The organism is Chroococcidiopsis cubana SAG 39.79 (genome assembly GCF_003991895.1).
In the GTDB taxonomy this organism is placed as follows: domain Bacteria; phylum Cyanobacteriota; class Cyanobacteriia; order Cyanobacteriales; family Chroococcidiopsidaceae; genus Chroococcidiopsis; species Chroococcidiopsis thermalis.
This window is the reverse complement of sequence record NZ_RSCK01000020.1, coordinates 50,743-70,790: the sequence shown is the minus strand read 5'-3', so window position 1 is coordinate 70,790 and position 20,048 is coordinate 50,743. Positions and strand designations below refer to the sequence as shown.

Below are 20,048 nucleotides of genomic sequence, written 5' to 3'. Positions count from 1 at the left end.
GTGCAGTTAAAGCAAGTCATCATCGCTCATAAAGCAGGAGATTCCCTCAGTCGCCGCTGGGCAGAAATTTGCGCCCAGCAGTTAGAAGACCGTGGCTGTAGAATACTGATGGGTCCGAGCGGTCCCAAAGACAATCCTTATCCAGTATTTCTCGCCTCAGCAGTTGCACCAATCGACCTAGCGATAGTTCTAGGAGGCGATGGCACGGTACTCACAGCTGCAAGGCACTTAGCTGCTGAGGGAATCCCTATTTTAGCTGTCAATGTGGGTGGAAATTTAGGTTTTTTAACCGAGTCATTTGAGAGTTTTAAAGATTCAGAACAAGTCTGGGATCGCCTGTTAGAGGATAGATACGCGGTTCAGCGGCGGATGATGTTACAAGCGGGACTTTATGAAGGCAATCGCTCGCAGATAGAAAGAGTTAGCGATCGCTTTTTAGCATTAAATGAAATGTGTATAAAACCCGCATCTGCTGACCGCTCGATCACCTCTATTCTAGAAATGGAAATTGACGGGGAAGTGGTCGATCAATATCAGGGTGATGGGTTAATTATTGCGACTCCCACTGGTTCCACAGGCTACACCATTTCCGCCAATGGACCCATCGTTCATGACGGGATGAAAGCGATTACCGTGACTCCCATCTGTCCGATGAGCCTTTCCAGCCGACCGATTGTTTTACCACCTGGTTCCGTCGTCAGCGTGTGGGCTTTAGGCGATTACGAATTGAATACTAAATTATGGATGGATAGTGTTTTAGCAACTGCAATTTGGCCCGGACAGCGAGTTGATATTCAGATGGCAGATTGCGACGCTAAATTTATTATTTTGCGGGAAAATTATTCTTATTATCAAACTTTACGTGAGAAATTACAGTGGGCGGGAGCGAGAATTCAATATACTAATAATCACCGGAATTGAGCGCTATTATTGCTCCTCAAATAGAGAGCGAGGTAATCTTGACTGCCGAATAATAGATTGCAGAGTACCTATACGTATCTCCAACTAGTTCGGCACGGGAACAGTAATTGTTGTATCTTCGGTTCGCTTTTGCATGATAATATGACTGCCACGCTGCCGAACTTTAATCAACCCAAATTGTTCGAGAATTTGACAAACTTCTTGAGCGGAGAGAACTCGCAGCCTACCCAATCGCAACCTCCAACCTAGTGATAAATACTTCACCATGCAATCGAGTTTCTATTTCAGTAGGTTCTGCTGTTTCAAAAAATAATTCTAATGCTTCAATTAAATTATTTCTTGCTTCCTCAACTGTACTACCTTGACTGGCAATATCCAGCTCTGGACACAAAGAAACGTATCCATTTTCTTCCCGTTCAATAATTCCTGTAAACTGCTTTATTTGTTTCATGGATATAGAGACATAAATTGTAGGTCAGATAATTGTTTACCGTTACTAAAATCTTAGCATTCATCTAACCAAATCTCAGCAAAACGTTCCGTTGTCCATCCTACAAGATCTGAAACTTGCCCGTCGCCAATTTCAACAATGCGTTTAACTCCGTCTCTACGTTCTACCACATCTACGGAGAAAAACTTACTATTAATTCTTTTCGCACATTCTTCTACAATAGTTGGGATTTTCTTTTCTGAATTGGCAGCAAACACTCTACCATTAATAACAAAGTAACGCCGATCGGAATCCGATATAAAATCTTCAACTCGTCGAACACAAACATCACCTTCAATTGTGCCACGAAACTTTTGCATTTCACTCACAACTGTTTTAATATCTGAAGGTTTCTCAATCGTTGAGCCAATTGAAGTTTTGAGAGATTTGACGTAATTTTTAATAAAGAAACATTTCCAGCCTAAATCGCTCAATTCTCTTTCTAAATCGCTATCGACTGTTTGACAAACATACAGCTTGAGCAAGATAGGCTTCATCGATTTTTTTCGGATTAAAATAATCGCTAGGAAAAAGAAATGTTAACATATCCAAACTGACATACCATTCAATAGAATAAATCAGTATATATTCAATAAAATGAAAATAGGTGAAATTTAGCGCTGAATCGAGCATGATGAAAAAGTCTTTCGAGCTGCAAGGGCGATCGCTCTGCTGAGAGCGGTTTCAATAAGCGGTATAAATAAGCTATAGAAACGACTTATCATAATACCCAACGGTTGGTTAACGGCTGATTATGAGTTACTGCCTCAACCCTAGTTGCCAGAAGCCTTTGAATCCCAAAGGAACGCCCTTCTGCCACAGTTGCGGCAAAGAAATTCAGCCGCTGCTGCGCTATCGCTATCAGATCGTCCGCCAGTTAGGAAGCGGCGGGTTTGGTAGAACTTTTTTGGCAGAGGATACAGACAAGCTAAATGAACTGTGTGTTGTCAAGCAATTGGTATCGCAATTTCCAGGAACCAAAGCTTGGCAAAAGGCAAATGAGCTGTTTCAGGAAGAGGCACAGCGCCTACAACAGTTAGGGGAACATCCGCAGATTCCGGCGTTATACGCCTACTTTGAACAGGATAACTACCTGTATCTGGTACAGCAGTTAATTGTAGGGCAAACTTTGCAGCAGGAAGTAGAGCAACAAGGGATATTTAGCGAGGAAAAAATTTGGCAACTGTTGAGTGACTTATTGCCAGTTCTCCAGTTTATCCACGCCCATCATGTGATTCATCGGGATCTCAAGCCAGAAAACATCATTCGCCGTCAGAGTGACGGTAAACCAGTTCTGATCGATTTTGGCGTTTCCAAGCAATTATCGGCAACGGCGATCGCTAGCCCAGGAACAAGCATCGGCTCCTTTGGTTATGCCTCGCTAGAACAAATGAATATTGGGGATGCCTATCCAGCTAGCGATCTCTACAGTTTAGGCGTAACTTGCTTTTATCTGCTGACCCAGATCCATCCATCTCAACTGTGGACGGAAAAAGGCTACAGCTGGGTGACAGACTGGCGACAATATCTTAAAACGCCAATTAGTCAAAAATTAGAGCGAGTTCTAGACAAGTTGCTGCAAAAAGACTTTCTCCAGCGCTATCAACATGCTGATGAAGTGCTGCGAGACTTTAGCGATCGCATCCAGTTATCTGTTGACCCAGCGACAATCGAAACCCAACTACCATCAAGCGAAATTGGTAGCATCAAGGCAGATTCTAACCCTATAGGACAGCCTTCGAGTCAGGGAAAGCGACTGCAACTCAAGCGCGATCGTACTCAAGCGCTGCCCACGCTTGTTCCTCTCCAACGGTTGCAAAAGCGACTGCTAGTGGGGGGTGTTATCCTGCTATTAGGATTGCTGGGATATGGTTATTGGTATCTCAATCGAATCTCCACGATCGCAGGGCATACTGGGGAAGTTAATACGATTGATTTCAGTCCAGACGGACAGAAGTTTGCTAGTGGTAGCGACGACAAAACGATTAAAATTTGGAATTTTAGCGATCGCCGAGAACTCAACACCCTTAAAGGTCATACCAACTGGGTTTACTCTGTCGCCATTAGCCCAGATAGTCAAACTCTAGTCAGTGGCAGTAAGGATAATACAATTAAAATTTGGAACTTGAATACGGGACGGGAACTTCGTAGCCTCAAGGGTCATGCTAGCTATGTTGATACCGTTGCCATTAGCCCAGACGGTCAAAAATTTGCTAGTGGGAGTTATGACAAAACAATTAAAATCTGGAACTTCAAGACAGGAGAGGAACTTCGGACTTTGAGGGGTCATGCTGCTGAAGTTTTGTCCGTTGCCATTAGCCCAGATGGTTTAAGGCTTGCCAGCAGTAGTACAGATAGAACGATCAAAATCTGGAATTTCAATACAGGACAGGAAATTTTCACCCTCAGAGGGCATACAGGCGATGTTAACTCCCTCGCTTTTAGTCCAACTGGTCAAGAACTGGCAAGCGTCAGTGACGATCGCTCGATCAAAATTTGGAATCCCAACACGGGACGAGAAATACGCACCTTGACGGGACATTCAGCTGATGTCAATTTTGTCACCTTCAGCCCAGACGGTCAAAAAATTGCTACGGGCAGCGATGACAAGACTATTCGAGTATGGAACTTGACTACAGGAGAGACACTAGCTACCCTGAGAGGACATTCAGCTCCGGTTTGGTCGGTTGCTTTCAGTCGAGATGGACAGACTCTAGTTAGTGGTAGTGCAGACAAGAGAATTGCTCTTTGGCATCTATCGCCGTAATCGGGAGTAGGGAGAAGAGAGCTGACTGAGGGAGCAGAAGAGAGCTGAGGGAGCAAGTCACAACTAATTCCGAATTCCGAATTCCGAATTCCGAATTCTCCCCACCCTACTCCCTGTGAATTAAAACATTTTAGGGACGCGGATTTGGTAATCTATTCTTGTCCCTAGAAAGATGCGCAATGGCTCGGCAACCCAAGATAATTGTTGTGGCGAATGGTAAAGGTGGCGTGGGTAAAACCACAACAAGTATGGCTTTGGCAGGAATTCTTGCCGAGCATTACAAAGTCTTAGCGGTCGATGCCGACGTTCAAGGCAGTTTATCTTGGTGGGTCGATCGCGGCGAACAAAAAATGGGTTTCGATTTAGTACAGGAAACCGATCCCTTACTATTGGGTAAATTGAAGCGGGTAGAGGAATACGAACTCGTCGTTGTCGATACACCACCAGCGCTCAACTCGGAATCGTTGGCAGCAGCGATCGCAGCGGCAGATTATTTATTGTTACCAACGCCGCCAGCACCGATGGATTTAGCTATCCTAGTTGAGACAGTCAGACGTGCAGTCGTACCATCAGGGGTAGCCCATCGCGTCCTCTTAACGCGAGTCGATCCTCGTAGTTGGACGGACGCGCAAGCAGCTCAAAACACCCTTAAAGAACTCGGTATTCCAGCTTGCAAGACTGTCATCCGCGCCTATAAAGCCCACGAACGAGCAGCTTTAGATGGCGTGCCAATCGTCCAGTGGCGAGGAAAGCACGCAAAAGAGGCACAATTAGATTACCGTAAAGTCGCCGACGAAATGGAGAGGGATTGGAGGAAGTTATGGTGAGAAAAAATCTATCCGATTTATTGAAAGAAGAGGCGCAAAAATCTGCCGAACCGCAGGAGATTACGGTAGAAGCAAAACTTGTTGTGGAGGAACCCACTTCAGAAGAGACAAATTCTGAATCTGCCACAAATCATCGCCGTACCAGTCCCACTAAAGCCGAACTGGAAACCACAGTGAAAGACATACAAGCAGCACTAGAAGCTGCCCAAACCGAGAATCAGGAGTTGCGATCGCAACTCCAAGACCAAAAAACTTTAGTCGAAAAAGTTGAAAAGTTGCAAGCAGAACTCGACCAAGCCAAAGAAACAATCTTGAAACTGACAGAAACAAACACTAAATCTAGCTCCAAAACAACCTCTAAATCTAACTCTAAACCCGTTAGTTCTGCCTTAGCTAGACCGGTACAATCCTACTCTTTACCTGACATGTCATCATCTGCATTTTCAGATAAAGATATTGGTTGGTTTGATTGATTTAAAAAAGTACTGTGATAGTAAGGTGGGCATTGCCCACCCCACACAATTTTGACTTTTAACTTTTCACTTTTGACTTACTCACTGATACCCCGCTGCTTGCAGGCGAAACAAATGAGCATAGCGTCCTCCCGACTGCAATAATTCTTCGTGAGTTCCCTGTTCTACCACTTTCCCACCAGATAAAACCATAATTTTGTCTGCCATTCTCACGGTAGAAAAGCGGTGGGAAATCAGAATTGCCATCTGATTTTGAGTTAGCGATCGCAAACGTTCAAAAATTTGAAACTCTGCTTCCGCATCCATAGCGGCTGTGGGTTCGTCTAGAACTAAAATATCTGCCTTATTTCGCATAAAAGCGCGAGACAAAGCGATTTTTTGCCACTGTCCCCCCGATAATTCTTGTCCGCCGCGAAACCATTTACCTAATTGCGTTTGAAAGCTGTCTGGTAATTGTTCGATTAAAGGTAGCGCCATTCCTTTGTCTGCTGCTACTTGCCATAGATCTCTATCTTCAATGCGGGTAACATCACCGACACCAATATTTTCACCTACGGTAAATTGGTAGCGAATAAAGTCCTGAAATATTACCCCAATTCGTCTTTGTAAAACTCCTAAATCCCATGCTTGCAAGTCTAAACCGTCAAGTAAAATTCGCCCTTTATCTGGATTATATAATCGAGTCAATAACTTAATTAAAGTCGTTTTGCCAGAGCCGTTTTCACCAACTATAGCTAATTTTTCTCCGGCTCGAATCCGAAACGAAACATTATTTAAAGCAAGTTTATTACTACCAGGATAAATAAAGGAGACATTTTCAAATCGAATGCCATCTCCAGGTATTAAACCTTGGGTAGCTTTGCCTTTAGGTAAAGAAATAGGTTGTTCTAAAAATTCGTATAAATTAGATAAATAGAGATTATCTTCATACATTCCGCCAATACTAGTTAAAGTGCTAGAAAAAGTCGTTTGTCCTTGGCGAAAGACCATTAAATACATTGTCATATCGCCAAGCGAAAGTCGTCCGGCGATCGCTTCAACAACAATCCAAGCATAGGCAAGATAAAACGCTGCCGTACTCAACAAACTTAATAAATATCCCCACACACCACGCCGCAGAGTTAAATCTCGATCTTCCCCATATAGCCGATTAAAGATCGAACGGTAACGTTCTAACAACATCGCCCCCAACTGGTATAACTTTACTTCCTTAGCAAAGTCTTCGCGAGCGATCAAAGTTTCTAAATAAGTCTGTTCCCTTGTTTCCGGCGCACGCCACCGAAATAGGCGAAAAGCTTGCCCAGCAAATCGCGTCTCCGCAATAAATGCAGGTACGGCTGACAACAACAAGACTATGACTGCCCAGAAAGAAAACTGTAGCAGCAAGCCACCGTAGGTCACAAGAGAAATCGCATTTTGGACAATACTAAACGTGCTACTCACTAAAGACAACGGACGGCTAGAAGCTTCTCTTCTCGCTCTAGTCATCTTGTCGTAAAATTCTGAATCTTCAAAATGGATAAGGTCTAAAGTTAACGCCTTCTGCAAAATTAATAGATTGACTTTTTGTCCCAGCAACACTCGCAACAAAGACTGGGATATCGTTAATCCTCTCTGACTTCCTGCGAGTAATGCGACTAAAATCGCCTCAATTCCCAGATAGCCTAGTGTAATCAGGCGATCGCGTTCTAATCCCGACTGATGGGCTAAAACCACACCATCGACAATTAACTTACCCACATAGGCGATCGCGGCTGGGAGTAAACCCGCTACCACAGTCACAATCGCCAAAACAAAGGTTAGGGCGCGACTTGTTTGCCAAACTAATCCTACTGCTCTACCTGTATATTGAAACACCTGCGATCCTTGTTTCAATTGTGTCAGCAGTCTTTGCAGGATGTTTCGTGGCTTTGGCATTTTTGGAGTTAGTAATTATTGGTGGTAGAGGCGCACAGGTGTGCGCCTCTACTGATGCGATCGCTAATTTTTATGTTCGTAATACTCTGAAATGTGTTCGTAGACGTGTTCTGGAAATTGTAGATCCTTATACACATTACCTGCATCAGGATCGTCAGCATTGGGACAAATCGGAAAATCTTGGTGCTGTTGCCATTCTAATATCCGTTCCCGTTTGGGCGGATTGTAGTCTTTGGCTTGTACCTGGTGGTAGAGGCTGCGTGCTTCTGTTTCACTACAGTCTTTATCTTTAGTCAGGTAGTTAATTAATTCTTCTTCACTTAAAAAATGACGCGCCACCATTGCAAACACCAACCTACCGTAGTGTCCGATATCCTCACCTGCGTCTAGGGCATCCAGAAGATGCGCCATCATCCCATTCTTTCGCAATTCTGCCACTGCCATAACTCATCGTTCTCCCGATAACTACTTCTTATATGGTACACATGAACTATATATGTTGTTGGTTGTTGTCTCTCGTAAGGGCGGGTTTTGAGGAAAAATTTTTCGTTAAGGCTGTTATATTTGTTTGCTAAACCCACCCTTACAAATTCTGATAACGTCACTGGTTACTGGTCACTGGTCACTGTCTTAAGGGGGGTCGCCAGCAAAGGTAGGCAAGGGGACCGAGTAATGGAATTAGGGCAATCAGCCAAAATAACTGAGAATTGCTGTAGTATCCGCGCCGCGCCATGTCATCACCGAGGACTGTGGGGAATAACAAGCAAAATAGGCAAAATGCTAAACTCATGCCATTAATAAAGCGATCGCTTAGAAATTGCTGAAGATAATTTCCCCAGTCACCAAAAATAATTCCGAAGCCAAGTAAGGCAAGAGTAAATAAAGTCAGAAATAACCCTGTTATGCGGGAATCTAACACCTGCAAAAAAGCATCTTTCTGCCCTGTAAACTCTTGATTTGCTTCTCGTAAAGCCAAATAAGGAATTAACCCAATTACCCCCGTGCCTATAGAAGCGATCGCAAAAGGATAAAATGGTAACTTCTGCATTCTGCCATCAAAGAAAAGCACGCAACTGTAGAGAGCAATACAAACACCAATTAGGGCAAACAAAGACAAAATTACTGGGTTGACACTTGCCCACTGGAACGTCAATATTTTCATCAACAAATTCAAAGTTTCTTGCCAGCGAATCGGCGGGGCAAGAAACAATACATAAATGAGAAATCCCACCCAAATCGTCCATAAAGCAATTTTTCTGTTCATGTCACCACTTGCTGACTCGCTATTGCCGAACTATCCTCTGGTAGAGGCGGACGCACGCACAAATACCCTAAAGAGCCAAATAAAGGAATTAACGCTGTTAACCAAAAAATCACCGAATTATTCATGCCTCTGCGTGCCATATCATCCCCTAATAAAGCAGGAAATAAAACACACAGTAAGCAAAAATCCAAACTCATGACATGAATAAAACGGCTAGTTTGCCACTGCTGCAAAAAATCTGCCCAATCTCCTTTACCCAAACCGTATGCAACTAATGCGATCGCACCTATACTCAAAACAACACCAGTTAGCCGTGCATCTAATAACTTGAGCAACAGATTTTTCTGACCTGGAAACGTTGGATTCGGTTGACGTAATGCCAAATAAGGCAATAAAGCAAATGCGCCTACACCCATTGATATAGTTGCAAATATCCAAGCAGGAATCTTTTGCCCCCTACCATCAATAAACAGCAAGCAACTGTAAATTAGTGGAAAAACTCCCATCAAATTAAATATGGAAACAATTAGAGGATTAATTCCCGCCCACTTGCCTGTAGAAAGATTTGTAATTAACTCCAGTGTATTTGGTTGGTCGGGGGGCGCGAATACGAAAGCGTAAGTAATAAATCCTAGCCACAGCAACCAAAATCCAATCTTTCTGCTCATCATAAGGTAAGTATGTAGAGTAAAAGAACTAAATAACAACTCTACTTTAATTTTTGCGATCGCCCAAGATATTTAGATAGAATCTTCGACTCGCTCTCTTAAATCTTAAAATTGCTCTCTTTTACGCGCTTACGCCTAAAGGAAGAGTTGTTTATCAGTTGCCAGTTTATTTCAACTTACGACTTACGACTTACGACTTACCAATTACTTATACCATTTCTTTAAAACTACGCCACAGAAGATCCCCCTACCCTTAATAAGGGGGGCTATGGGGGATCGAATCTAGTGCAATAATAAACAGAATTTGTATTATTACCAATTTCCCTCAACACCTTCTCTGCTTGCCCAATAAAGCGACGATTGCGTTTGTAGTGAAAATGCGTGCAGTTTACAAAGCGCCCACAATCAAAATTCAGTCATGAGAAAATAGAGGATGTTTATCATTACTTATATTCCTTAAACTATAGTTTGGTAACTTCCTTTATATGGGAAAAATTACCTTTGCATACTATAGTTAGAGTGCCCAATTCAACTAATAAAACTGAACTTTGTGATGTAGAGAGTATTTAGAGCATATTTTGGCGATCGCACATTAGAATTATTTATATTTTTCCTCATAGGGTAGGCAGCGCCCACCTCCAGCTCATTTATCTAGAGAGCTTTTGAAACGTACTCTAACAATCGCATATTAGAATTATTTATGGATATAATTGATTAAGTCACTCGTGAGTTGTTGACTCACTGCGGCATAACATAAAGTGCCAAATTAAGAAGGTTGCTTAAACAAATGCAACATTACTCTGTGGCGATACTTTAGCTGCAAAAGCTTAGTATAGTTAGGGTTTGATAGATTTAACCAGAACGCTTCAATTTATAAATCTAAAAGCAATTTCATAATTTGAAAAGTGCTTTACTAGCCTTAATAAATCGCTAAATAATTTAATAATGCTTCTATGTGCGAATGCACAAGGACTGAGTTAGTTTTTATTCGCAATAAGTTAGTTTTGTTGCATTTAGCTACTGAATTGCGCTATTAAAACTACACCTCAATACGGTATCTAGTGAATTTAATTACAGTAGTTTCTCTTCGGCTTCATGTCGAGGGAGATTTCGTTTGTCTGTACTGTTTTGCTAATTCAGATTAATAACAACGGATTAGCTAATTGGAGGATTTAGTAAAGTAAATGGCAACTAAATTTCCCAAATTTAGCCAAGATCTCGCACAAGACCCGACCACTCGTCGGATATGGTATGGGATTGCTACCGCCCACGACTTTGAAAGTCACGATGGAATGACTGAAGAAAATCTTTATCAAAAGATTTTTGCTACACACTTCGGTCACATTGCCATCATCTTTCTTTGGGCATCCAGCCTTCTATTCCACGTAGCTTGGCAAGGAAATTTTGAGCAGTGGATAAAAGATCCGCTGCACGTCCGTCCCATTGCCCACGCAATTTGGGACCCTCAATTCGGTAAAGCCGCAGTTGATGCTTTTACCCAAGGTGGGGCAAGCTATCCCGTCGATATTTCCTACTCTGGTGTTTATCACTGGTGGTACACCATCGGGATGCGGACGAATAACGACCTCTATATGGGTTCGGTGTTCCTACTCGTGCTAGCTTCAGTATTCTTGCTAGCTGGCTGGTTGCACTTACAGCCCAAATTCCGCCCAGGACTTGCCTGGTTTAAGAGTGCGGAATCTCGCCTGAACCATCACTTAGCGGGATTGTTTGGCGTTAGCTCCTTGGCTTGGACTGGACACCTAGTTCACGTTGCAATTCCCGAGGCTCGCGGACAGCACGTCGGTTGGAGTAACTTTCTGACTACACCACCCCATCCAGAAGGTCTAACGCCCTTCTTTACGGGGAAATGGGCGGCTTATGCTGCTAACCCTGACACTGCCAATCATGTCTTTGGAACCTCTCAGGGTGCGGGGACGGCGATCTTGACCTTTTTGGGTGGCTTCCACCCTCAAACTCAGTCTTTATGGCTGACGGATATCGCTCACCATCATTTGGCGATCGCAGTATTATTCATCGTTGCCGGACACATGTACCGTACCAACTTCGGTATCGGTCACAGCATCAAGGAGATGATGAATGCTAAAACCTTCTTTGGTGTTCCAGTAGAAGGTCCGTTCAATATGCCTCACCAAGGCATTTACGACACCTACAATAACTCTCTCCACTTCCAGCTCGGCTGGCACTTGGCTTGCTTAGGGGTCATCACCTCGCTGGTGGCACAACACATGTATTCCCTGCCTCCCTATGCATTCATGGCGCAGGACTACACGACCCAGGCAGCGTTATACACTCATCACCAGTACATTGCTGGATTCATCATGCTGGGGGCTTTTGCTCACGGCGCGATCTTCTGGGTACGGGACTACGACCCAGAACAGAATAAGGGCAATGTCTTAGAGCGCGTCTTGAAGCACAAAGAGGCGATTATCTCTCACCTGTCTTGGGTATCGCTGTTCTTGGGCTTCCATACCCTCAGTCTTTACGTTCACAACGATGTAGTGGTTGCCTTTGGAACTCCTGAAAAGCAAATTCTGATCGAACCCGTGTTCGCACAGTTCATTCAGGCTGCTCACGGTAAGGTGTTGTACGGCTTCGATACTCTGTTGTCTAACCCAGATAGTATCGCTACAACAGCTTGGCCCAATCACGGGAATGTCTGGTTGCCTGGTTGGTTAGGTGCGATCAATGCTGGTACGAACTCTTTGTTCTTGACGATTGGTCCTGGTGACTTCTTAGTCCACCACGCATTTGCTCTCGCTTTGCATACAACCACGTTGGTATTAGTTAAAGGTGCGTTGGATGCCCGTGGTTCCAAGCTGATGCCCGACAAAAAAGACTTCGGCTATGCCTTCCCTTGTGATGGTCCTGGTCGGGGTGGCACTTGCGATATCTCCGCTTGGGACTCCTTCTACCTGGCTGCGTTCTGGATGCTCAACACGATTGGTTGGGTGACGTTCTACTGGCATTGGAAGCATCTAGGAATTTGGCAAGGCAATGTGGCTCAGTTCAACGAGTCTTCGACATACCTGATGGGTTGGTTGCGCGATTACCTGTGGCTATATTCAGCTCAGTTAATTAACGGCTATAACCCCTATGGCATGAATAACCTGTCTGTCTGGTCTTGGATGTTCCTGTTGGGACACTTAGTATGGGCAACTGGTTTCATGTTCCTGATTTCTTGGCGCGGTTACTGGCAAGAGTTGATCGAAACTTTGGTCTGGGCGCACGAGCGGACACCTCTAGCAAACTTGATTCGCTGGAAAGACAAGCCTGTGGCTCTGTCAATCGTTCAAGCTCGCGTTGTGGGGTTAGCTCACTTTGCGGTTGGCTACGTCCTCACTTATGCTGCTTTCGTAATTGCTTCGACTGCTGGTAAGTTTGGTTAATCGAGCGTAGGGTAAATAAAATCCCCTACTTCACAAATAGGGGATTTTATTAATTGGTTAGTTATCAGTTATCAGTGGTTAGTTATAACTTCTATCGCTTGTCTACTCAGTTTTAACTTTTAAATTTTGACTTTTGACTTTCTGAAGTTTTCTTCATAAATGAAGCTACAAAATGAGTTACTGAGATGGTTATTATTTTCTAAAACCCTTTTGTAGTTAAGTTTTAGTTGTTGAAAAACAATATGTAAAGTAATAAAACACAAAACGCTTTTTATCTTGTAGTCAGGATAATTTAAATTTTATCAAATCAGATTAAATTGGATTTTGAGTCTGTTAGGATACTTGCCAAAGACAACGACGATCGCTCTTTTGCAGAGGCGATCGCGCCTCTAAAACAAACCATTAACAATGCTATGCAGTTCATAAAAAGTGACAGAACAAAAAGCGAAATTAACATGAGGCGGTTATTATTTACACTAGCGATCGCCTTTGTAATTTGGGGCAGTACAATTCCTACGGCTTCTGCGGCTAATAGCACCCTCGTACCTTGTAGCAAATCGCCAGCTTTTCAGGCGCGGATGAAAAATGCTCCTGATACCTATTACTTCAATAAGCCATTTAAGGCTTACGCAAAATACGAACTTTGCGGCACGGATGGTTTACCTCATTTGCCACTCGATCGCTTAGATCGAGCTACTGATGTTTTAGTTCCCATCGGTCTATTTTTGTACGTTGCTGGTTTTATCGGCTGGAGCGGTCGTTCTTATCTCCGTGCCACTAAATCAGCTAGCGATCCCGAAATGAAAGAAATTTTTATCGATTTACCGTTGGCATTGCAGTCTATATCAAAAGCTGTTCTTTGGCCTCTTTTAGCACTGCAAGAGTTCTTGAGTGGTGACTTGACTGCTAGAGATGAGGAAATTCCAATCTCGCCACGATAGCCGAATTAGTTAAGTTGAATTAGTTCAAAACTTTGTGCGCACTATTCGCAATCTCACATTAGGAAAATAACCATGCAACATGTGTTTAAATATCTTACTCTTGCTCCTGTAATGGCAACTTTTACAATGGTTGCTCTTTCGGTAGTGCTAATTATGTTGCAAATTTGGTTTCCAGGTTTGCAGTATGGCACGTATTTTAAGCCTACTCCTTAATCGTCATTTGTCATTGGTCATTAGCAATTTAAATGTAAGGTGGGCATTGCCCACCCTACTAAATAAGCTTAGAATATTTTTCTTCTATTTGACTAGAAGATAAGTTTTTGCTGTAAATAAAACTATCCACAACTACAATAAAAATGCCTCTAGGTTAGTAGAGGCAGGATTTAATTTATCACTGAGGAATGATAAATTAAAACCCAGGCAACAAATTTTTCCCTTTCATTTTAGAGTATCAATAAATAATAGAAAAATATAAGACTTTGTTACAATTTTAAACACTAATTGGATGGAAAATACAGATGTTCTTTTATGGAATATCGAGTCTGATTTGGCAATATTTTGAATTAGTTTTTCTAACTAATATAAGTGTAATTTATAGTGCGAGTTCCGAGAGCGATCGCTTAAATTATAATATCTTGATAAAGCAAAAGATTGAGTGCGATCGAAGCTAATTATTATGGATACTACTATTACTAACTCAATCAATTGTAGACGCTTTTCTGGTAGGGTGGGCATTGCCCACCCTACATTTAAATTTCACGAATCAAACAGGATTGGTAGTTGCCCCTTGAGTATCGATCGCCAGCGATCGTACCTCAGCATCAATCCCTTGTTGTTGCCAAGCTGTCTGCATTGCCGTTGCTCCAGCCGCCGCCTTTGCAGTTTCCGTCAACGCGAGTAAAGTTGGTCCCGCACCACTAATAACCATTCCGTAGGCTCCAGCAGCTAAAGCGGCATTTTGTACGGCTTCATAACCTGAAATCAGTCTTTGACGGTATGGTTGATGCAGTCGATCTTGCAAAGCTGCACCGATCCATTCTCCATTACCTGTTGCTAAACCCCGCAGTAGTAGTCCTAAATGTGCTGTATTAAAAATTGCATCGGCGCGACTCACCTGAGTTGGTAAAACCCGTCGCGCTTCAGATGTCGATAGCTCAAAATCAGGAATTGCAACTACAGGTACGACATTTTCTTGCCACGGAATATCGCAAATTTGCCAGTATGGAGATGTTACATGTAGCATCTCTACACTAGCTGCTAGCCGACAGCCACCTAGCAAGGCTGGTACGACATTATCAGGATGTCCTTCCATTGCGATCGCTAAATTCATCACCTCAGCTTGACTTAAAGGCGTACCTGCTAACTGATTTGCACCTACCAAACCACCAACGATTGCAGTAGCCGAACTACCCAAACCCCGCGCCAAAGGTACGCCTAATTCAATTTCAATTGCTACTGCTGGCGGCGATTGCTTGATGTGTTGATACAGTCTCAAAAAAGCCTGGTACAGTAAATTACTCTCATCTGTCTTAACTTTGGCGGCTTCTGTACCTGTAACTGTTATGCTCAGTTTGCCTACTTCCAAGCGGGAAAACTTGAACCGATTATATAAAGTTAATGCTGCACCAATACAATCAAACCCTGGTCCTAGATTTGCCGTGGTAGCAGGAACGGTGACGGTAATATGAGATTCGGACATTGAAATAATTTACTCTTGATGCCCTTAGAGGAGGGTGTGTACTAGAAATAGATAACAGTTATAGCTATCAGGAGTTACGCATTTGAAGTTTTAGATCTCGATCCCCCTCTGGCTCCCCCTTTTTAAGGGGGGAGCAAAGCCCCCTTAAAAAGGGGGTTGGGGGATCTGCGTAGCTCCTGAGCTATTCTCAATTGGATCGGGTACATAGATCTGTAGGGGCGCACAGCTGTGCGCCCCTACGAATGTATTTCACCTGTATAGGAAACGCTATAAACGCAGATTTGATGTTTAAAATCGGTGACTTTTCTAAACTTAGTCGCGTATCAATCAAAGCACTACGCCTCTATGATGAAATGGGGCTTTCAAAACCAATCCAGGTAGACCAGTTTACCAGCTATCGCTACTACTGTGCTAGCCAATTACCTAGATTAAATCGGATTCTGGCTCTGAAAGATTTAGGCTTTTCCTTACTAAAATTTAATTCCTAGTAGCAAAAGTTGCTACTAGCTAATTCGAGTTCCGTTTTCTACAGGTAAGTTTGGCTCTAGTAAAACTACTCCTTGATTATTAGGAACTGCCCCTAATACCAATACTTCAGACTTAACACCTGCAACTCTTTTAGCAGGGAAGTTAACGACAGCAATAATTTGCTTACCGATGAGTTCGGCTTTAGAATAGTTATCGGTAATCTGCGCCGAACTCATTTTTTCTCCCAACTCACCAAAATCAATTGTCAAGATATAAGCAGGTTTTTTCGCTTTTAAATTATCTTCAACATCAAGAATTGTCCCAACTCGCATATCGACTTTGAGAAAGTCATCAAAAGAAATTTCTGCGATCGCTGTTTCGTTAACATTCATAATTAAACTTTATTTTTGTATTCGTAGGGTGCTTTGTTCGCAACTCACCCTACCAATTTTACGTCATCAAAATTAACCGCATTGGATCTAGCCTAATATACCAGGGAAACGATCGCCCTTTCAGGATCTCCCACTTTTCCTTAAATACTTCTGCTTGCAGGTGATAATCGCTAGAGTGGGTTGGCTGTTGGTACAACTTGAGATATACAGTCATGCGGTGGGGAGTTTCGCTAGTTTGAGCTAAAAAACAAGGAAAAGTATTTTCTCGGTTTGATTCAGTCGTAAAAATAATTTGATGAGCGCGAATTCCTACATATTTTAATTGTTTGGAGATAGATTCTGTGACTTGTAACTCTACTCCCCAATCTGTTGCTTTTACCATTCCATTGACAGCAATCTCGGCGCGAGAAAAGTTTTTACATCCAGTTAATTGAGCTACACTGTAAGTTTGAGGACGTTCAAATATATCGTGTTTGGAACCGCTAGCGATCGCAGTTCCTTTTTCCATGACTAATAAATTTTGACAAACTCGATAAGCTTCTTCTAAATTATGACTGACAAACAGAGTTACACCTTGATAATTAGACAGAATGGAAATTAATTGCTGTTCTAACTGACTCCGTAAATGAGTATCTAAAGCTGAAAACGGTTCGTCCAATAATAACGCTTCTGGTTGACTGGCTAAAGCCCGTGCCAAAGCGACTCGCTGTTGTTGTCCGCCGGATAGTTGATGGGGATAACGATTAGCACAACCATGTAGTTGCATTGATGCAAGTTGAGTTTCTACGACTTGGATAACTTGTTTTTTTGGCGTAGCTTTCGGTAAACCAAAGGCAATATTTTGCCCTATTGTTAGGTGAGGAAATAAAGCGTAGTTCTGAAACAGAAAACCAATTTTGCGATTGCGTGTGGGAAGATTAATTTGGCGTTGAGAATCAAACAGCACCCGCCCATTTAACTCAATTTTACCAGCATTAGGCGTTTCAATCCCTGCCAGACAGCGCAAAATCATGCTTTTACCTGCGCCAGAAGCTCCCAGAAGTCCTAATGGGCGATCGTCATTACTAAAAGTTACATTCAAGTCAAATTCTGCTAATTGTTTTTGAATATTGACAAATAATTTTGATTCGATAATTGGTAATTGGTAATTGGTAATTGGTAATTGGTAGTTGGTAGTTGACTCTTCTTGCCTCTTGCCTCTTGCCTCTCGCCTCTTACCTCTCGATTGCTGCCAATAATTTACTGCTACAATTCCAGATAGAGAAATTCCCATGATGACTAGCGCCCATCCCCAAGCTTCCTGCATCGAGCCGCCTTCAACTGAGAAGTAAATAGCCATCGGAATAGTTTGCGTTTGTCCGGGGATATTACCTGCTAACATTAATGTTGCACCAAATTCTCCTAACGCGCGAGCAAAAGCTAGCGTCGCACCACCAATAATCCCAGGAATTGCTAAAGGAAAGCTGACACGCCAGAAAACAGTCCATTCAGAAGCACCTAATGTTCTTGCGGCACGGATTAAATTTGCGTCTATTTGTTCAAAGGCTCCCAAAGCAGTTTTGTACATTAATGGAAAGGCTACTACTGTGGCGGTGATGACGGCTGCATACCAAGTGAAGACAATGTTGATATTAAATGATGCTAAAAATTGTCCGAGTATGCCATATTTTCCAAATATTACTAGTAATAAAAAACCTACTACTGTTGGTGGTAAAATGAGAGGTAAGATGAATATTCCCTCAATTAGCGATCGCCACTTACCTCGATACCCTAGCATCCAATAGGCGGCGATAATTCCTAGAAAGAAAGTAATAGTTGTGGCAATTAAGGAGGTTTTTAGAGAAATCCATAGAGGGGAAATGTCATTGAACATTTATCTTTCTCTGGCGTAATTTTGGCGATTCTCTTTACATCTTTGCACGAAGCAAAATAGTATCTTACAATCTATTTCGGAGTGACACCTATTTCTCTACAGCGATCGCAACTCGGTTGTGATTTGAAGATTGTAAACCAACTAAAATATATGTAGCAGTCCTATTTGCTACATGTAACTCAAGCTTAGGATAGGAAGTAATAGATCGCGCGATCGCCAGAACAAGGGATTGTTATTAATGGTTGGCGATTGGGAGTTGGCGATCGACAATTGCAACTTGTGGCTTACGACTGGTAATGTGTTGTGCAAGTGCGCCGAGGCTGACAAAGATCGCGATGAGGGTGACGATCGCCCCTAGTACGGGAATAGATGTCAGCAGCACAAATCCCAATAAACCAATCCCCAGTGCTACAAATTGTCGTATTGGGGGTTGTATTGAGATACTAGGTTGTAATTTTTGCAATAGCCAGCTTCCGGCTAATAAGCTAAAGACAATCTGCGGCACAAAACTGGCAAAAGTTACAAAGCTGATTGTAAGGGCAAGATTAGCGACTATTCCCAATCCCAAGACTGGTAAAGCGAGACTAGGTAGAGCGATCGCACAGAGAATAGCGAGTATAACAGTTACAGTGGCGATCGCGATCGTACCTACTCCAACTGCCACAAATGCTAGTATCCCCCAACCTAAATTCGATAAAGGTTTAGCTTTGACTCTTGCCGCTAAATTTTGCATCCAAGTGGGGACAAATCGCAGCAATAACCAACCAACGAAGAGTAAAGCCAATAGGCGCTGAATCTGCCAAATTGCTTCCCTAGCTGGATTTGGTGTAGTTGCAATCCGATGTTCTAATGCTTCTCCTACAACTCCACCCGCAATCTTTGCTCTTGGGCTAATTTGAGCCGTAGTCGCAGATTTATAATTGACTTTACCACCAATTTGTGCAGTATCGGTCAGGGTTAAACCTGGTTTAATTGGCGCTACTGTTACGGGGGGTTGAGGCACAAAGGGAATTTCAACCAACTGGGGATCGCCTACTGCTGTGGCTTGCATATTTCCGCCGACGCTTCCCCTCAGTTCCAAGGCATTTGTTGCCGCGATCGCATCGCGTTCTATACTTCCAGCTAACAAAGCTTGGTTGGCAAAGATAGTTAGATCGCCACCTATATTACTGCCAGTTTGATTTTCCCAACTGAAACCAGCCGCGATCGCATCGTCTGCTATCCGTGCTTTTGGCTGAAGAATTAACACCTGTCCAGCTAGTCGCGCATCATCGCCTACACTGCCATTAATTGTAATGACTTGTCCTGCTGCAATTAAGTCGCCTTCAACTGTGCCATTCAGGGTAATTTGCTTTGCTGCCAAAACCGCATCGCCTTTGACAGTACCATTCAACAAGATTGTCTCTCCAGCCAAATACACGTCATCGGGAACAATTTGTCCAGCAGCGATCGTGACTTGCTTGCCACTTACGGTATCCTTTGCCCAACTTGGCGTAACGAATAATAGCACCGATAGCAGTACCAAAGCACAGAGAAATTGAATCAAATATCTTGTGGCAAAGTGCCAGCCTTTGCGACTGTTCATTAGGCTTGCGGCTCCATCTCCATCTGTCTTCACTCTTATGAAGGCTTTTGTCTCTCCTTTAAGTTAGATAACAAAGTTGAGGAAGTTGTGAGGATAGCCGTTCGATCTGGAAAGTTGGAGCGCGATCGCGCTAGATTTTTGCAATAGGTGTCATTAATTACAAATTCAGATAGCTGTACTTTTATAGCTCAAGATTTACTTGTTTTTTTATTCTTTCTTCATAAATTCATAATATTTTTTGATAAAAAGCATACAAGAATATTAACTATTAGTAAGCAACTTAGCATATATTCTCTATTAGATGAACTAAGAACTATATGAGGGCGATCGCCTCTTCATACAAAATTGCTTAA

The 20,048-nt window shown here is 42.8% G+C and carries 17 protein-coding genes and 2 pseudogenes; 8 read left to right on the top strand and 11 right to left on the bottom strand.

Translation table 11 applies throughout. The features are described 5' to 3' along the window. On the top strand, nucleotides 1-921 hold the full coding sequence (locus DSM107010_RS14785; RefSeq protein ID WP_015154290.1) for an NAD(+) kinase: 921 nt from the start codon (nucleotides 1-3) through the stop codon (nucleotides 919-921). A gap of 6 nt (nucleotides 922-927) precedes the next feature. Here DSM107010_RS14785 and DSM107010_RS14780 read toward each other — a convergent pair. The 3 genes and pseudogenes from DSM107010_RS14780 to DSM107010_RS38440 all read right to left on the bottom strand — a co-directional run bounded on the left by DSM107010_RS14780 (nucleotide 928) and on the right by DSM107010_RS38440 (nucleotide 1,908). Then, nucleotides 928-1,152 (bottom strand): annotated as a pseudogene (locus tag DSM107010_RS14780) (type II toxin-antitoxin system HicA family toxin). After that, complete coding sequence (locus tag DSM107010_RS14775; protein ID WP_015154289.1) at nucleotides 1,145-1,372, bottom strand: type II toxin-antitoxin system HicB family antitoxin; 228 nt, start codon at nucleotides 1,370-1,372, stop codon at nucleotides 1,145-1,147. The pseudogene DSM107010_RS14780 and the gene DSM107010_RS14775 overlap by 8 nt, the downstream one beginning before the upstream one ends. Before the next feature lie 53 nt (nucleotides 1,373-1,425). Next, on the bottom strand, nucleotides 1,426-1,908 hold the full coding sequence (locus tag DSM107010_RS38440; RefSeq protein WP_158631788.1) for an ATP-grasp domain-containing protein: 483 nt from the start codon (nucleotides 1,906-1,908) through the stop codon (nucleotides 1,426-1,428). A gap of 257 nt (nucleotides 1,909-2,165) precedes the next feature. On the opposite strand from DSM107010_RS38440, the gene DSM107010_RS14765 reads away from it, so the two are divergent. The 3 genes from DSM107010_RS14765 to DSM107010_RS14755 all read left to right on the top strand — a co-directional run bounded on the left by DSM107010_RS14765 (nucleotide 2,166) and on the right by DSM107010_RS14755 (nucleotide 5,478). Then, complete coding sequence (locus DSM107010_RS14765) at nucleotides 2,166-4,178, top strand: serine/threonine-protein kinase (protein ID WP_106170175.1); 2,013 nt, start codon at nucleotides 2,166-2,168, stop codon at nucleotides 4,176-4,178. A gap of 179 nt (nucleotides 4,179-4,357) precedes the next feature. Further along, nucleotides 4,358-5,005, top strand: coding sequence for a ParA family protein (locus DSM107010_RS14760; RefSeq protein WP_015154286.1), 648 nt, complete (start codon nucleotides 4,358-4,360; stop codon nucleotides 5,003-5,005). Beyond that, on the top strand, nucleotides 4,999-5,478 hold the full coding sequence (locus tag DSM107010_RS14755; RefSeq protein WP_106170173.1) for a hypothetical protein: 480 nt from the start codon (nucleotides 4,999-5,001) through the stop codon (nucleotides 5,476-5,478). Before DSM107010_RS14760 ends, DSM107010_RS14755 begins: the two co-directional genes overlap by 7 nt. 81 nt (nucleotides 5,479-5,559) lie before the next feature. Here the strand turns inward: DSM107010_RS14755 and DSM107010_RS14750 are convergent, their stop codons facing one another. The 4 genes from DSM107010_RS14750 to DSM107010_RS14735 form a co-directional block, all read right to left on the bottom strand. Beyond that, nucleotides 5,560-7,395 (bottom strand): ABC transporter ATP-binding protein, encoded by a 1,836-nt coding sequence (locus tag DSM107010_RS14750; protein ID WP_127023261.1) that lies wholly within the window; start codon nucleotides 7,393-7,395, stop codon nucleotides 5,560-5,562. A gap of 63 nt (nucleotides 7,396-7,458) precedes the next feature. Next, nucleotides 7,459-7,839 (bottom strand): hypothetical protein, encoded by a 381-nt coding sequence (locus DSM107010_RS14745; RefSeq protein WP_106167036.1) that lies wholly within the window; start codon nucleotides 7,837-7,839, stop codon nucleotides 7,459-7,461. 178 nt (nucleotides 7,840-8,017) lie between these two features. Further along, a complete protein-coding gene (locus DSM107010_RS14740) occupies nucleotides 8,018-8,659 on the bottom strand; it encodes a hypothetical protein (RefSeq protein WP_106167038.1) in 642 nt (213 codons plus the stop codon). Then, the gene (locus tag DSM107010_RS14735; protein ID WP_041463030.1) at nucleotides 8,656-9,327 is read right to left on the bottom strand and encodes a hypothetical protein; all 672 of its coding nucleotides are present in this window, start codon (nucleotides 9,325-9,327) and stop codon (nucleotides 8,656-8,658) included. Before DSM107010_RS14735 ends, DSM107010_RS14740 begins: the two co-directional genes overlap by 4 nt. Nucleotides 9,328-10,511: 1,184 nt before the next feature. Here DSM107010_RS14735 and psaB point away from each other — a divergent pair. The 3 genes from psaB (at nucleotide 10,512) to DSM107010_RS14720 (ending at nucleotide 13,891) form a co-directional block, all read left to right on the top strand. Continuing rightward, on the top strand, nucleotides 10,512-12,737 hold the full coding sequence (gene psaB / locus DSM107010_RS14730) for a photosystem I core protein PsaB (protein ID WP_015154280.1): 2,226 nt from the start codon (nucleotides 10,512-10,514) through the stop codon (nucleotides 12,735-12,737). 455 nt (nucleotides 12,738-13,192) lie between these two features. Beyond that, nucleotides 13,193-13,678: a photosystem I reaction center protein PsaF subunit III gene (locus DSM107010_RS14725; RefSeq protein WP_015154279.1), complete on the top strand. Its 486-nt coding sequence runs from the start codon at nucleotides 13,193-13,195 to the stop codon at nucleotides 13,676-13,678. Nucleotides 13,679-13,750: 72 nt separating this feature from the next. Then, entirely contained in the window at nucleotides 13,751-13,891 is a 141-nt protein-coding gene (locus tag DSM107010_RS14720; protein WP_015154278.1) for a photosystem I reaction center subunit IX, read from the top strand. Nucleotides 13,892-14,441: 550 nt separating this feature from the next. Here the strand turns inward: DSM107010_RS14720 and thrB are convergent. After that, on the bottom strand, nucleotides 14,442-15,377 hold the full coding sequence (gene thrB, locus DSM107010_RS14715; protein WP_127023259.1) for a homoserine kinase: 936 nt from the start codon (nucleotides 15,375-15,377) through the stop codon (nucleotides 14,442-14,444). A 284-nt stretch (nucleotides 15,378-15,661) separates the two neighbouring features. Between thrB and DSM107010_RS14710 the strand changes: the two are divergent. Beyond that, nucleotides 15,662-15,847, top strand: a pseudogene (locus DSM107010_RS14710) (MerR family transcriptional regulator); the annotation flags it as partial. 33 nt (nucleotides 15,848-15,880) lie between these two features. On the opposite strand, the gene DSM107010_RS14705 reads toward DSM107010_RS14710, so the two are convergent. The 3 genes from DSM107010_RS14705 to DSM107010_RS14695 all read right to left on the bottom strand — a co-directional run bounded on the left by DSM107010_RS14705 (nucleotide 15,881) and on the right by DSM107010_RS14695 (nucleotide 19,695). Continuing rightward, the gene (locus DSM107010_RS14705; protein WP_015154274.1) at nucleotides 15,881-16,237 is read right to left on the bottom strand and encodes a tRNA-binding protein; all 357 of its coding nucleotides are present in this window, start codon (nucleotides 16,235-16,237) and stop codon (nucleotides 15,881-15,883) included. A gap of 58 nt (nucleotides 16,238-16,295) precedes the next feature. Next, nucleotides 16,296-18,110 carry a molybdate ABC transporter permease subunit gene (gene modB / locus DSM107010_RS14700; RefSeq protein WP_106167043.1) on the bottom strand — a complete coding sequence of 605 codons (1,815 nt, stop codon included), beginning with the start codon at nucleotides 18,108-18,110 and terminating at the stop codon, nucleotides 16,296-16,298. Between the two features lie 235 nt (nucleotides 18,111-18,345). Further along, nucleotides 18,346-19,695 carry a DUF8173 domain-containing protein gene (locus DSM107010_RS14695; protein ID WP_106167045.1) on the bottom strand — a complete coding sequence of 450 codons (1,350 nt, stop codon included), beginning with the start codon at nucleotides 19,693-19,695 and terminating at the stop codon, nucleotides 18,346-18,348. Nucleotides 19,696-20,048: the final 353 nt, after the last annotated feature.